Raw genomic sequence first — 14,748 nt, forward strand, 5'->3', positions numbered from 1 at the left:
ATGCTCAGAACGCCTTGCTCACGTTGAGGTACCAGTAGCGCGGGTACGGCTGGTACACCGACGAGACGTAGCCGTAGGTGTCCGAGGACACCGGCGGGCGGCGGCCGGCCAGGTTGTTGACGCCGACCTTGACCGAGAAGCCGCCCAGGCTGCCCTCGTCGCCGAAGTCGTACTTCACGAAGGCGTTGCCGAGCGTCTGCGCCTTGACCTTCCAGTAGTTGCCGTCGTCGTCGCTCAGCCCGGTGTCGATGAACGTGCCGACGTAGCGGGCGGTGCCGCCCACGGTCCAGTTGGCGTAGTTCCAGGTCAGCGTGGCCGAGGCCTTCCATTCCGGATTGCCGTCCTGGCCGATCAGGTTGCCGCCGCCGGCGATGTAGGTGGAGGCGTTGATCAGGCCGGCATCGCGCGCCGCGATGAGGGCGGCGATGTCCGGCGAGGGCTCGCGGTAGAACTCGATCAGGTGGGTGGCGTTGATGGCCAGGTTGAAGCGGCCCACGCGGGTCTCCGGCAGCGCCCAGTTGAAGCCGAAGTCCACGCCACGCACCTTCTGCGGCATCAGGTTGACGTACTTGTCGACCACGTACAGCACCTTGCCGGCCGGCGCCAGACCGGTGCCCTCGTAGCGGGCGATGTCGTCGACCGTGGGATCGGCGCGGATCACGTTGGGGTTGCTGGAGCCCTGCACGCGGTCCAGGTAGTCCAGGATCAGCGCGTTGCCCTCGCCGAACAGGCCGATGATGTTCTTCTGGTTGTAGACGTAGTAGTCCACCGACAGGTTGAACCGGCCGTAGTCCTCGGGGATGAAGCGCGGCTGCCACACCACGCCGCCGCCGTAGTTGGTGGAGGTCTCCGGCTGCAGGTCCGGGTTGCCCGAGCGGCGGGCGCTGGTGGAGATGCTGTGGGCGCAGTCGGAGAAGTGCGCGATCGTCCCGCTGCGCACGTCGGCCTCGCACTGGATGTAGTCGGTGCGGGTGTTGGAGCGGGTGATCACCTGGGCGTTCATCTGCTCCAGGTTGGGCGCGCGGAAGCCCTTGGCCCACGAACCGCGCAGGCGGAAGCCATCGAAGACCTCCCAGGCCAGCGCCAGCTTGGGCTTGGCCACGTTGCCGAAGTCGTTGTAGTGCTCGGCGCGGCCGGCCACCTGCATGTCCAGCGACCGCACCAGCGGCACGCCCATTTCCGGGGAGACCAGCGGCACCGAGAACTCGGCGAACAGGCCGGCGACGGTGCGGCTGCCCTCGGTGTCCGGGGTCGGGCTCACGCCGTACATGTCGCTGTCGTAGACGGTCCCCTTCACCGCGTCGGTGTAGGTGATGGTGCCGTCCACGTGCGGGTCGCGGTCGTCCTTCTGGGTCTCGTGGCGCACTTCCAGGCCGGTGGCCACGCCGACGTGGCCGGCCCAGGTGCTGAACAGGTCCGGGCGCGAGGCCTTGAAGTCCCACATCGCCAGCGTGGTCTCGTCCTTGCGCACGGCCTGGTAGAAGATGTCGTTCAGCACCGCGTCGCTGTTGCAGCCGCCGCAGAACGGGTTGTAGGCACTGGCATCGTTCCTGGCCAGCGACTGCTGCAGCTGGGTCATGCTGACCGCATCCTGCTGGTCGCGCACCTTCGCCTTGGAGTACAGCAGCGCGCTCTCCCAGTCGAAGCCGAAGTGGTTGCCGCGCAGGCCGGCCAGGGCGCGGACCTGGGTGTTGTCCACCTCGATGCGGGTCGGCCGCTCGAAGCGGTAGGTGGAGATGGTCACCGGGATGCCGTCGGCGCCCACGCTGAGGCCGGACAGCCGGTTCGGGTTGAGCGTGCCGTCGGCCAGGTAGGTGGCGCCCAGGGGGCTCCAGTAGTTGCTCGCCGGCACCGTCATCGGCAGCGAGCTGATGCTGTTGACCGGTGCCTGCAGGCTGGTGGCCTTGGCCTTGTACAGGCCCAGCTCGCTGAAGAAGCTGATGCCGTTGTCGAAGTCGTACTTGGAAGTCAGGAACAGGTTCAGGCGGTGCACGTCCGGGGTGATCGACAACGGCCACACCGCCTGCGAGTCGGCACGCAGGTTGCGGTCCGCGCCTGAGATCGCCTTGGTGCCGCTGGCCAGGCACAGCCCGTCGCCGAGCGACACGGTGCACGGCGCATTGGTGTCCGGCTTCACGTAGAACCCGCCGGCCGCGCTGGTGATCGCGGTGCCGTTGCGGGTGATGCGGGTACCGGCGGTGAAGTTGCCCCACGGGCTGGTGGTGCTGCGCCCGTCCAGGGTGCTGTAGCCCTCGAAGCGGGTACCGACGAAGTCGTCGCGGCGGTCGCCGGTGTCGGTCCAGTCCTGGTCCAGCGAATTCAGGCCAGTGGTGCCGTAGTAGCTGAAGGCCAGGGTGACGTTGCCGCGCAGGTCCTTGCTGTTCTTGCCGACCACGCCGTCGAGGCGGAAATCGCGCAGGTTGGTGCCCTCGCCCACGCCGCGCTGCACGCTGATGCGGCCGCCGTCGATATCGTCGCGCAGCACGTTGTTGACCACGCCGGCCACCGCGTCGGTGCCGTAGATCGCGGCCGCGCCGTCCAGCAGCACCTCCACGCGCGCCAGGTCGGCCACCGGGATGGCATTGGCGTTGTAGGCAAGCACCGGCACCAGCTGGTCGTCGGCCTGGCTGGTCGGGTGGACCACCGTGCGCCGGCCGTTGATCAGCATCAGCGTGTTGCCCACGCCCAGGCCGCGCAGGTTCACCGAGGCGACGTCGCCGCGCGCGTAGTTGGAGCTGTTGCCGCCGTTGGTACCGCTGAAGGACACGTCGCCCATCTGCGGGATGGAACGGTACAGGTCATCGCCGGACACCGCGCCGGTGGCCTCGATCTGCTGGGCGTCGAGCGTGGTGACCGGCAGCACGTTGGCGCTGTTGCCGCCCTTGATCTGGGTGCCGACCACGGTGACCTGGTCGAGCGTGTTCACCGGCTGGGCCGGCGCCGGCGCGGCCTGTGCGGCCGGCTCCTCCTGCGGCGCGGCCGCCGCGGCGGCGGCCAGGCCCAGGCCGGCCAGGCCGCCGCGCGAGGCCAGCATCGGCGCCGCCGCGCGCAGCGTGACCGTATGGCCGTCGTCGCTGGCCACCGAAAGCCCGGTGCCTTCCAGCAGCCGGCCCAGGGCCTCGCGCGGTGCCATCCGTCCCTTCAGCGCCGCCACCCGCACCGGCCCCTCGCCGCGCTCGTGCGCCGGGGCGATCACCTGCAGCCCGGCCTGGCGCGCGAACGCCGGCAACACGTCCTCGATGCGGCCGCCGGCCAGGTCGAACTGCGTGGCCTGCTGGGCAAGGGCGGAAGGAACGCAAGATCCCAGCAGGGCGGCCAGCAGGCCTCCCCGGATGGCCTGGGACAACGGCAACGGCTTGATAGAACGCATGGTGTATCCCCGTGATCGAAGTGAACAAACGCGAAATGACATCCCTCTCAATGGCACGATGCGCAAGCGCGCGACTTCCGCCATCCCCGGTGCGCACGCAGGACCACCCCCTCACCATTCGCAAAGGTATGGTCGTATCATTCGGGGGATGGCTCCGGCCGAGAGGTCTACTTCTATGTGCAAGCGTATCGCCCCGCTGCTCGTGCTGCTCGCGGCCCTCGCGCTGCTCGGTGCCTGCAGCACCGGACGGATCAAGCGCGTGTCCGAGCCGGCCGCCGGCATCCAGCAGCTGAGCGTGCTCGCCGACGGCAGCTGGTCGGTGGACCTGCGCCTGCAGAACTACAGCAGCATCCCGATGCGCTTCGACGACGTGGCGCTGCAGGTGTCCGTGGACGACCAGGCGGCCGGTACGCTGCAGGCCCGTCCAGCCATCTCCATCGGCCCCGAGTCGGCCGACGTGGTCACCGTGGCGCTGGTGCCCTCGCCCGATGCACGCCTGGTCGTCGCCGACGCGCTGTCCGCCGGGCGGCCGCTGAACTACCGCCTGCAGGGCCGGATCACGGCCACGCCCGAGGACAAGAAGGCGCGCGGCTTCGACCTGGACAGCCGCAACACCCTCAATCCGGCGCCCGGGCTGGCCGGCGTCCTGCGCTGACCCGTCCGCCGCCCCGCCTCCACCTTCCATACCGACCCACGGAACCCCTCGCATGAGCAGCTATTCCGCCCCGTTGAACGACATCCGCTTCGTCCTGCACGACGTGCTGAAGGCCGATCGCCTGTTCGCCGACATCGGCTTCGCCGATGCGACCGCCGACATCATCGACGCCGTGCTGGAGGAAGCCGGCCGCTTCACCGCCAGCGTACTGTCGCCGCTGAACGCGATCGGCGACGAAGTCGGCTGCACGCTGGACAAGGAGACCGGCGAGGTCACCACCGCGCCCGGCTTCAAGCAGGCCTATGCGCAGTACGTGGAGGGCGGCTGGACCGGCCTGACCGCGGCGCCGGAGTTCGGCGGCCAGGACATGCCGGAGACGCTGGGCATGGCGGTGGCCGAGATGACCAACGCCTCCAACCTGGCCTGGAGCCTGTTCCCGCTGCTCTCCCACGGCGCGGTCGAGGCGCTCAAGCACTACGGCGAGGACTGGCAGAAGGAGGTCTTCCTCAAGCCGCTGGTGGCCGGCAACTGGACCGGCACCATGTGCCTGACCGAACCGCACGCCGGCACCGACCTTGGCTTGCTGAAGACCCGCGCCGAGCCCGACGCCGACGGCAGCTACTCGATCACCGGCACCAAGATCTTCATCACCGCCGGCGAGCACGACCTGGCCGAGAACATCGTCCACCTGGTGCTGGCCAAGCTGCCCGACGCGCCTGCCGGCCCGAAGGGCATCTCGCTGTTCGTCACGCCCAAGTACAAGGTCGCCCGCGACGGCAGCATCGGCGAGCGCAACGCGCTGCGCTGCGGCGCGCTGGAGCACAAGATGGGCATCCACGGCTCGTCCACCTGCGTGATGAACTTCGACGGCGCCCAGGGCTACCTCGTCGGCCAGCCGCACAAGGGCCTGCAGGCGATGTTCGTGATGATGAACTCCGCGCGCCTGGGCGTGGGCGTGCAGGGCTTGGCGCAGTCCGAGCGCGCCTACCAGAACGCCCTGCACTACGCCCGCGAGCGGCTGCAGTCGCGCGCGCCGAAGGGCCCGCAGCTGCCGGACAAGCCGGCCGACCCGATCCTGGCCCAGCCCGACGTGCGCCGCATGCTGCTCACCATCAAGTCGCTGACCGAGGGCGGCCGCATGCTGGCCCTGCACGCCTACACCGAGCTGGACAAGGCCCAGCACGCCGACGGCGAGCAGGCCCGGGCGGAGGCCGACACGCTGGTCAGCTTCCTCACGCCGATCACCAAGGCGTGCCTGACCGAATGGAGCATCGAGAACACCTACAACGCCCAGCAGTGCTTCGGCGGCCACGGCTACATCGTCGAGCACGGCATGGAACAGCTGGCCCGCGATGCCCGCATCACCACGCTGTACGAAGGCACCACCGGCATCCAGGCGCTGGACCTGATGGGCCGCAAGACCGCCGCCAGCAAGGGCGCCGGCCTGAAGCTGTTCCTGGGCCTGGTCGAATCCTTCGTCAAGGAACACGCCGGCGATGCCGAACTGGCCGAGTTCGTCGGCCCGCTGCAGGCCAAGGCCGCCGAATGGGCCAGGCTGACCCAGGCCGTGCTCGAGCGCGCCGCCGCCAATCCCGAGGAAATCGGCGCGGCCAGCTACGACTACCTGTTCTATTCCGGCTATGTCGCGCTGGCCTACTGGTGGGCACGTGCGGTGGCGACCGCGAAGGCATCCTCGCAGGACGCGGACTTCAAACAGGCCAAGCTGGAAACCGCCCGCTTCTACTACGCCCGCGTCCTGCCGCGCACCCTGGCCCACGCCGCCTGCATCGAGGCCGGTGCCGAGCCGCTGATGGCGATGGCGGATCCGCGTTTCGGGGCCTGACCCGCGCTTTTCCCGAAGTCACCGGACGGGCCGCGCAAGCGGCCCGTTCCTTTTCCGTTTCCCCTTTTCCGTTTCCCCTTTTCCATTTCCCCTTTTCCGTTTTGCGCTGCTTTCCCACGACGGTTTCCGCTCTCCCCTTCCACCCGCCCCCTTTTCCCGCCTTTCACGTGCCACTGCGGCGCACGACCGCCGATCGCGCCTCCGGGTCGTTGTACCCGGATCCACGCCCCAGGGTCCCTGGCCGGTCACGGGAGCGGGATCCGAGGCTGGCTTCCGATCCGGCCGCAGGTGCGGCAAGCCGGCCAGGCGGAACGGAAAGGTCCCGGAGCGCTTCCCGTTTCGACGACGCCTGGCCCCCGTCCTCGGGGTGGCGCGCAGGATATCGGCACCGCCCGGCCGGCCGCGCTCTCGCCACGCAGGCCTGCGGACCGACGGGCGGCATGTCCGCACACGCACGACACCGCCTGCCTTCGCGGTTTTGCCTTCGCCTGGCCGCCGCCCCCCGGCCCTTCCGTCGCCAGGACCTTGCAACCCTGTCTCTTATACACCTCCGACGCTGCCGACGAATCCGGCTGCCCGCCGGCGCCCGCGGCAATTGCAAGTCGCCGCCCCCCCCCCCGGCCAGGCACATACACAAACCGTCACCAATCGGGTATAAGCTGTTTTCCCGATGGAGACAGACACTTGCACCCGTAGTCTGATCGCTCCCGGAGCCACGGTTTCTCCGGCGCTTGCAGCGTCGCCTTCTTCTTCCCCGTTCCCGGTCCGCCTGTTGTCGCTCGACGCCCACGGCCGGGTACTCGACTGGATCAACTGGCAGGACGCCGCCTGCCTGTATGCGCGCGATGCGGTCGCCTGGACGCTGGGCGATCCCTGCCTGCGCGTGCACGGCGGCCACAGCCGTGCCAGCGGCGCGCAGAGCGTGCTGGAGCTGCATCCGATCATCGCCGCGCGCGGCCAGGCCCATTCCCGCGCGATCGATCCCACGCCCTGCCTCAGCAACACCGCGCTGTTCGCCCGCGATGCCCAGCTGTGCCTGTACTGCGGGCAGCAGTTCAGCCGTCCGCACCTGACCCGCGACCACGTCATGCCGCTGTCCAAGGGCGGGCTGGACGTGTGGGAGAACGTGGTCACCGCCTGCGTGGCCTGCAATTCGCGCAAGGCCGACCGTACCCCGCAGCAGGCCCACATGCCGTTGCTGGCGGTGCCCTACCGGCCGAGCTGGATCGAGCACCTGATCCTGTGCAACCGCAACATCCTCGCCGACCAGATGGCATTCCTGCGCTCGCAGCTGCCGCGCAAGCCGCGTCGTTCGCCCCTCTGACGCCGCCCCGGGGCGCCTTGCCCGGCATGGCCGGGCCGGCAGGCCTGAACTTCGAGGGGCTGGCCGATTCCCAGCGCACCGCGGCGAGACCGGCCCCCGACGCCTGCCCGGTCGGCGTCCCGGGAGGTGCCCCGCCCTGCGATGCCACCGCCGCGCCCCTGCCGATGCATGCATGCACCGATGGAAGGCCCGGATCCAGGCCGGACCGGCTTGCGCAGCCACCGCGCGATCGGCCGGGAACCTGAACGGCTTGCTTGCCCCACCCCCGGCCGGGACCGACAATTGCATTTCATTGCCCGCCTTGGCCCGCCGAATGATCGATCCCGCCCGCTATCCGTTCCTGTCGCAGATCCAGACCCCGCAGGATCTGCGGAAGTTCGGCGAGGCCGACCTGGAAGCCATCGCGGCCGAATTGCGCGCCTACCTGATCGAATCGGTCGGCAAGAGCGGCGGCCACTTCGCCGCCGGCCTGGGCGTGATCGAGCTGACCGTCGCCCTGCACTATCTGTTCCAGACCCCGCGCGACCAGTTGGTCTGGGACGTGGGCCACCAGACCTACCCGCACAAGATCCTTACCGGCCGCCGCGACACCATCCATACCGTCAAGCAGAAGGACGGCGTGGCGCCGTTTCCCAAGCGCGAGGAAAGCGAGTACGACGCCTTCGGCGTCGGCCACTCCTCTACCTCGATCTCGGCCGCGCTGGGCATGGCCGTCGCCCTGCAGCGCGCCGGCGACGACCGCAAGGTGGTGGCGGTGATCGGCGACGGCGCGATGACCGCCGGGATGGCCTACGAGGCGCTCAACCATGCCGGCGGCATGCATCCGGAACCGAACCTGCTGGTCGTGCTCAACGACAACCGCATGTCCATCTCCGAGGCGGTGGGCGGCCTGACCAAGATGCTCGGGCGCATGTCCGGCAGCCGCACGCTCAATGCGCTGCGCGAGGGCGGCAAGAAGATCCTCGGCGACAAGAAGCGCAATCCCACCGCGCGCTTCGTCAAGCGCTGGGAGGAACAGTGGAAGGGCATGTTCGTGCCGTCCTCGCTGTTCGAGCAGATGGGCTTCCACTACACCGGCCCGATCGACGGCCACGACCTGCCCGCGCTGCTCGGCGCGCTTAAGACGCTCAAGGGCCTGAAGGGCCCGCAGCTGCTGCACGTGATCACCACCAAGGGCAAGGGCTACGAGCTGGCCGAAGGCGACCAGATCGGCTACCACGCGGTCGGCCCGTTCGATCCGGACAAGGGCCTGATGCCCAAGCCCGGGGCGAAGAAACCCACCTACACCGACGTGTTCGGCGACTGGCTGTGCGACATGGCCGCGGTCGAGCCGCGGTTGATGGGCATCACCCCGGCCATGCGCGAGGGCTCGGGCCTGGTGCGCTTCAGCAAGGAATATCCGGAGCGCTACTTCGACGTGGCCATCGCCGAACAGCACGCGGTGACGCTGGCGGCGGGCATGGCGACCCAGGGCGCCAAGCCGGTGGTGGCGATCTACTCCACGTTCCTGCAGCGCGCCTACGACCAGCTGGTGCACGACGTGGCGATCCAGGGCCTGGACGTGCTGTTCGCGATCGACCGCGGCGGCGTGGTCGGCCCGGACGGCGCCACCCATGCCGGCAACCTGGACCTGAGCTTCCTGCGCTGCGTACCCGGCATGGTGGTGATGGCCCCGGCCGACGAGGCCGAATGCCGGCAGCTGCTGACCACCGGCTTGCGCTGGCAGGGCCCGGCGGCGGTGCGCTATCCGCGCGGCACCGGCCCCGGGATCGACGCCGGCACGTCGCTGGACGCGTTGCCGGTCGGCAAGGCCGAGCTGCGCCGGCCCGGCCAGCGCATCGCCCTGCTCGCCTTCGGCGCGCCGCTGGCGGCCGCCGAGCAGGTCGGCCGCGAGCTCGGCCTGACCGTGGTCAACATGCGCTTCGTCAAGCCGCTGGACCGGGACCTGGTGCTGGAACTGGCCGGGACCCACGAGGGCTTCGTCACGCTCGAGGACAACGTGGTCGCCGGCGGTGCAGGCTCGGCCGTGTCCGAGCTGCTCGACGCCGAGGGCATCACCCTGCCGGTCCTACACCTGGGCCTGCCCGACGCTTTCCAGCACCACGCCAGCCGCGAGGACCTGCTGGCCGAGGCCGGGCTCGACGCGCCCGGCATCCGCCGCGCCGTGCTCGGGCGCTGGCCGCATCTCGGCACCGCCGCGCCGGTGCGCAGCGCGGCCGGCTGAGGAACCGGCCGGGTCGGGCCGGGGCGACTGTCGCGCAAGACTCTCGCCCCTCCAGGCAAACGCCGTGGACCGGGCTTGCCTGCCCGGGTCCGGCGAGGCCGACTGCCGGCGCGGCGGTACGGCGGGACCGGCCGACCGGTGGATGTCGTGATCCTTCCGAGTGGAAGGCCATGCCGGCCGCATGGCCACATCGGGTTGACGGCACCGGACACGCCGGGAAGCACCGCCATGCCGGCTCAGGACGGTCGGTGGCGACTGCCGGGATCGGGCGCCCGCTCACCGCCGCTCATCCTGCCGGCATCTTCCCGTCGCCAGGTCACGCATGGCACGGCCCAACGCTTCGAGCACGACGGCATCGGACGCATGCGCCGCGACCAGGCAAGCCCGAGCCTTCTTTTCTACGGCGATCGGGTGCTCGCCTGCCTGCTGGCGCTCACGTCCGGTCCGGCACGTCCAACGCACGCAAGCGCGTCGCCACGGGGTCATCGGCATCGAGCAGCTCGAAACCTTCCCAGACGAAGCCCGGCGCCACCGTGCACACCACCCGCGTGTAGTCGCCCAGCGTACGTGCCGACTGCCACGCCCCGGCGGGCACCACCGCCGTCGCCCGGCCATCGCGTGCCGACGCCAGGCGGATGGTCTCGGACTCGCCGCTCGTCTCGTCGAAGATGCGCAGTTCCAGCGGCGCCCCTTCCTGCCAGTGCCAGCTCTCGTCGGCATCGACCCTGTGCCACTGGCTGCCATGACCGGCTTCCAGCAGGAACTCGATCGCGGTCATCGCCGGACGGACGTGGCCGCCATGCACCACCTCCACGGCGGAGGCATGGATGCGCCGGTAGTGCCCGCCCTCGGGATGCGGCGACAAGGCCAGCGTGCGGACCAGTTCCTCGACGCGTGGATGCATGCTTCCTCCGGCGGCCGGACATGGAAAAGCCCGCCTTGCGGCGGGCTTCCAGGATTTGGTCGGGGTAGCCGGATTCGAACCGACGACCACTTGTCCCCCAGACAAGTGCGCTACCAGGCTGCGCTATACCCCGAAAGGTCCCGCCTCGGCGGACGAACGATTATACCGGGTTTGCCGCGTCGTTTCCTAGCCGCCGGACCGGCGATGCGCCGGATTCGAACCGACGATCGCTTGTCCCCCAGGCAAGTGCGTCACGCGATCCCGCCCCGGCGGGCGCATGCGCGTGTACCGGATTTGCCGCGTCGCATCCTGGCGGCCGGATCAGCGCCGCAGCAGTTGCAGCACTTCCTCCAGTTCCATCCGCACCTGGCGGATGATCTGGTTGCTCAGCGCCGCTTCCTGCTTGCCGTCCTCGCCTTCCAGGCGCTGGCGGGCCCCACCGATCGTGTAGCCCTGTTCGTAGAGCAGGCTGCGGATCTGGCGCACCATCAGCACGTCGTGGCGCTGGTAGTAGCGGCGGTTGCCGCGGCGCTTGGCCGGCTCCAGGCTCGGGAACTCGGTTTCCCAGTAGCGCAGCACGTGCGGCTTGACGTCGCACAGCTCGCTGACCTCGCCGATGGTGAAATAGCGCTTGGCCGGGATCGGCGGAAGCTCGCGGTTACTGCCCGGATCCAGCATATGCCTCCACCCGCTCCTTCAGTTTCTGGCCCGGGCGGAAGGTCACCACCGTGCGCGCCGTGATCGGGATTTCCTCGCCGGTCTTGGGATTGCGGCCCGGCCGCTGGTTCTTGCGGCGCAGGTCGAAATTGCCGAAGCCCGACAGCTTGACCTGCTGTCCCTGCTGCAACGCATCGCGCAGCACGTCGAAGAACGCGTCGACGAACTCCTTGGCCTCGCGCTTGTTCAGCCCGACTTCGTCGAACAATTGCTCGGCCATTTCCGCCTTGGTCAGTGCCATGCCAGCCTCGTCGCTTTCCTAGCCCCGGATCCGGGCCCCCAGTTCCCGCTCCGCGGCCGCCACCACCTCGGTGATCACGGCGTCCACGTCGCGGTCGGTCAGGGTGCGCGAGTTGTCCTGCAAAATCAAGCCCATAGCCAGGCTTTTGAACCCAGCTTCCACGCCCGGTCCGACGTAGCGGTCGAACAGGCGCACGTCCCGCAGCACCTCGCCGCCCGCCCGGCGCACGCAGCCGGCCAGTTGCGCCCAGTCCACCGCCTCGGGAACGAGGAAGGCCAGGTCGCGGCGTACCGACGGGAAGCGCGACAACTCGTGGGCCTTGGGCAGCGCCCGCAGCGACAGCGGCAGCAGGTCGATCTCCAGCGCGATCACGTCCACGTCGATGTCCAGCGCCTTCAGCAGCGAAGGATGCAGCTGGCCGATCCAGCCGATCCGCACGCCATCGCGGAAGACGTCGGCGGAACGGCCGGGATGGGCATGGGATGGCGCGGACGGCCGCAACTCCAGCCCGGCGCCGGACGCGGCCGCCAGCGATGCCAGGTCGCCCTTCAGGTCGTGGAAATCGACCTTGCGCGCCGGCTCGCCCCACTGCGGCGCGAACACCTCGCCACACACGGCGGCAGCCAGGCGCAGCGTCTCGCGCGGCGCGGCGCCGGCCTCGTCGCCGGCGGCGAACACCTTACCGATCTCGAACAGCCGCACCCGTCCCGCCTGGCGTGCCACGTTGCGCCCCAGCGTCGCCACCAGCCCGGGCAGCAGCGAAGGACGCATCACCGCCAGCTCGGCGCTGAGCGGGTTGGCCAGCGGCACGGTGCCCTGCGCCATCTGCCAGGCCTGCAGCCACGCGGCATCGACGAAGGCGTAGTTGATGGTTTCCAGCAGGTCGCGCGCCACCAGCTGGCGACGCACCGTGGCCTCGTCCAGCCGGGTCTCGCTGGGCTGGGCGATGCGCGTGGCCCCGCCCGGCAGCGTCGTCGGGATGCGGTCGTAGCCGTGGATGCGCGCCAGCTCCTCGATCAAGTCTTCCTCAATGGCCACGTCGAAACGCCGGCTCGGCGCGGTGACGGTCCAGCCGTCCGGTCGCGCCTGCACATCCATGCCCAGCGCCCGCAGGATGCGCTCCACCTCGGCATCGGCGATGTCGATGCCGAGCACGCGGTGGATCCGCGCGCGCCGCAGCACGATCGGCTGCGGCTGCGGCACGAACTCGGCCAGTTCCACGGTCTGCACCGGGCCCGCGCGGCCGCCGGCCAGCTCGAGCACCAGCCGGGTGGCGTACTCGATGGCCTGCGCCGGCAGCGCCGGGTCCACGCCGCGCTCGAAGCGATGGCTGGCGTCGGTGTGCAAGCCGAGCTTGCGCCCCTGTCCCATGATCGCGGCCGGGGCGAAATAGGCCGCCTCCAGGAACACCGAGGTGGTCGCCTCGGTGACCCGCGTGTCCAGGCCGCCCATGATGCCCGCCAGGGCCACGGCGCGACCGGCGTCGTCGATCACCAGGAAGCTTTCGTCCAGGTGCGCCTCGCGGCCGTCGAGCAGCTTGAGCGTCTCCCCCGCCACCGCATGGCGCACCGCCACCGGACCGGCCAGGGTGGCGCGGTCGTAGGCATGCATCGGCTGGCCCAGCTCCAGCATCACGTACTGGGTGATGTCCACCAGCAGCGACACCGGGCGCACGCCGGAGCGGCGCAGGCGCTCGGCCATCCACACCGGCGTGGACGCACGCGCGTCCACGGCCTCGATCACCCGGCCGCAATAGCGCGGCGCGGCGGCGGCGGCCTTCAGCTCGACCGGCAGCACCGCATCGTGCGTGGCCGGCACCGCCGCGATCGGGAACGGCGCGACGTGGCTGCCGCAGGCGGCGGCCACGTCGAAGGCGATGCCGCGCACGCTGAAGCAGTCGGCGCGATTGGGCGTGAGCTTGATCTCGATGCTGGCATCGGGCAGGCCGAGGTAATCGGCCAGCGGCGTGCCCACCGGCGCATCGTCGGGCAGTTCCAGCAGGCCGGAGGCATCCTCGTCCAGGCCCAGCTCCTTGGCCGAGCACAGCATGCCCTGGGATTCCACCCCGCGCAGCTTGGCCGCCTTGATCGCGAAATCGCCGAAGCGCGCCCCCACCATGGCGAGCGGCGCGACCAGGCCGGCGCGCGCGTTGGGCGCGCCGCACACGATCTGCAGCGGCTCGCCGGTGCCGGCATCGACCTTGCACACCTGCAACCGGTCGGCCTGCGGGTGGCGCTCGGCCTCGAGGATGCGCGCCACCACCACGCCCTGCAGCGATTGCCCCAGGGGCTGGACTTCTTCGACCTCCAGGCCGATGGCCGTCATCGTCGCCAACAGCGCGTCGCGGTCGGCTTCGACGGACACGTGGCTGCGCAGCCAGTTCTCGGAGAATTTCATTTCAACGCCGTGGAATGGGGAACGGAAACGGGAGGACGCGCGGGCGCGGCCTCAGGCGAACTGGCGCAGGAAGCGCACGTCGTTCTCGAAGAAGGCGCGCAGGTCGTTCACGCCGTAGCGCAGCATGGCGAAACGCTCCACGCCCAGGCCGAAGGCGAAGCCGCCATAGCGCTCCGGATCGATGCCCGAGCTGCGCAGCACGTTGGGGTGGACCATGCCGCAACCGAGCACCTCCAGCCAGCGCATGCTGCCGTCGGGCTGCTGCCAGCCGATGTCCACCTCCGCGCCCGGCTCGACGAACGGGAAGTAGCTGGGGCGGAAGCGCATCTGGAAATCGCGCTCGAAGAAGGCACGCACGAACTCCGACAGCGTGCCCTTCAGGTCGGCGAAGGTGGCGTGCTCGTCGACCAGCAGCCCCTCGACCTGGTGGAACATCGGCGAATGGGTCTGGTCGGAATCGCTGCGGTAGACCTTGCCCGCGGCGATCATGCGCAACGGCGGGCGGTGGTCCTCCATGTAGCGCACCTGCACGCCGGACGTGTGCGTGCGCAGCAGGCGGCCGTCGCCGAAATAGAACGTGTCGTGCATGGCGCGCGCCGGATGGTGCGGCGGGAAGTTCAGCGCCTCGAAGTTGTGCCAGTCGTCCTCGATCTCGGGGCCGTCGGAGAGCTCGTAGCCGAGCCGGGCGAAGATCTCGACGATGCGCTCGAGCGCGCGGGTGACCGGATGCAGCCCGCCGCGCTCGGCCAGGTGCCCCGGCAGGGTCACGTCGATGCGTTCGCGCTCCAGGCGGGCGCCGAGCGCGGCGGCATCGAGCACGCTCCGGCGTTCGGCCAGCGCGGCGGAAACCGCGTCGCGCGCCTTGTTGATGGCCTCGCCAGCGGCCTTGCGCTCGGCGGCCGGCAACGTGCCCAGCTGCTTGAGCTGCGAGGTGATGCTGCCGCTCTTGCCGAGCAGGGCCACGCGCAGTGCTTCGAGCGCGTCGGGCGAGGCGGCAGCCGCCACGTCCGCCAGTGCCTGCGCGGTCAAGGATTCGATCTGGATCATTGCGTCCACGTCCTGACGGGTCGCCG

10 protein-coding genes and 1 tRNA gene are annotated in these 14,748 nt (G+C 70.0%); 4 read left to right on the top strand and 7 right to left on the bottom strand.

The features are described 5' to 3' along the window. Window positions 1-4 precede the first annotated feature (4 nt). Window positions 5-3,370: a TonB-dependent receptor gene (locus tag BN3794_RS16935; protein ID WP_078059656.1), complete on the bottom strand. Its 3,366-nt coding sequence runs from the start codon at window positions 3,368-3,370 to the stop codon at window positions 5-7. A gap of 175 nt (window positions 3,371-3,545) precedes the next feature. Here BN3794_RS16935 and BN3794_RS08495 point away from each other — a divergent pair, with 175 nt between their 5' ends. The 4 genes from BN3794_RS08495 (at window position 3,546) to dxs (ending at window position 9,416) form a co-directional block, all read left to right on the top strand. Next, entirely contained in the window at window positions 3,546-4,025 is a 480-nt protein-coding gene (locus BN3794_RS08495; RefSeq protein WP_066096040.1) for an LEA/WHy family protein, read from the top strand. Between the two features lie 52 nt (window positions 4,026-4,077). Beyond that, window positions 4,078-5,868, top strand: a complete 1,791-nt coding sequence (locus tag BN3794_RS08500; protein ID WP_066096042.1) for an acyl-CoA dehydrogenase C-terminal domain-containing protein — start codon at window positions 4,078-4,080, stop codon at window positions 5,866-5,868. A 670-nt stretch (window positions 5,869-6,538) separates the two neighbouring features. Continuing rightward, on the top strand, window positions 6,539-7,192 hold the full coding sequence (locus tag BN3794_RS08505; protein ID WP_066096045.1) for an HNH endonuclease: 654 nt from the start codon (window positions 6,539-6,541) through the stop codon (window positions 7,190-7,192). 313 nt (window positions 7,193-7,505) lie between these two features. Next, on the top strand, window positions 7,506-9,416 hold the full coding sequence (gene dxs / locus BN3794_RS08510; RefSeq protein WP_066096048.1) for a 1-deoxy-D-xylulose-5-phosphate synthase: 1,911 nt from the start codon (window positions 7,506-7,508) through the stop codon (window positions 9,414-9,416). 433 nt (window positions 9,417-9,849) lie between these two features. Here the strand turns inward: dxs and BN3794_RS08515 are convergent, their stop codons facing one another. The 6 genes from BN3794_RS08515 to BN3794_RS08540 form a co-directional block, all read right to left on the bottom strand. Beyond that, entirely contained in the window at window positions 9,850-10,320 is a 471-nt protein-coding gene (locus tag BN3794_RS08515) for a cupin domain-containing protein (protein ID WP_066096052.1), read from the bottom strand. Window positions 10,321-10,376: 56 nt separating this feature from the next. After that, window positions 10,377-10,453: transfer RNA gene (locus BN3794_RS08520), tRNA-Pro, on the bottom strand. Between the two features lie 188 nt (window positions 10,454-10,641). Continuing rightward, window positions 10,642-10,998, bottom strand: a complete 357-nt coding sequence (locus BN3794_RS08525; protein ID WP_066096054.1) for a MerR family transcriptional regulator — start codon at window positions 10,996-10,998, stop codon at window positions 10,642-10,644. Beyond that, on the bottom strand, window positions 10,979-11,278 hold the full coding sequence (locus BN3794_RS08530) for an integration host factor subunit alpha (RefSeq protein WP_066096057.1): 300 nt from the start codon (window positions 11,276-11,278) through the stop codon (window positions 10,979-10,981). Before BN3794_RS08530 ends, BN3794_RS08525 begins: the two co-directional genes overlap by 20 nt. Before the next feature lie 18 nt (window positions 11,279-11,296). Next, a complete protein-coding gene (gene pheT / locus BN3794_RS08535; protein WP_066096059.1) occupies window positions 11,297-13,675 on the bottom strand; it encodes a phenylalanine--tRNA ligase subunit beta in 2,379 nt (792 codons plus the stop codon). Between the two features lie 51 nt (window positions 13,676-13,726). Then, on the bottom strand, window positions 13,727-14,722 hold the full coding sequence (locus BN3794_RS08540) for a phenylalanine--tRNA ligase subunit alpha (RefSeq protein WP_066096061.1): 996 nt from the start codon (window positions 14,720-14,722) through the stop codon (window positions 13,727-13,729). Window positions 14,723-14,748 lie beyond the last annotated feature (26 nt).

Source organism: Xanthomonas massiliensis, assembly GCF_900018785.1.
GTDB lineage: Bacteria > Pseudomonadota > Gammaproteobacteria > Xanthomonadales > Xanthomonadaceae > Xanthomonas_B > Xanthomonas_B massiliensis.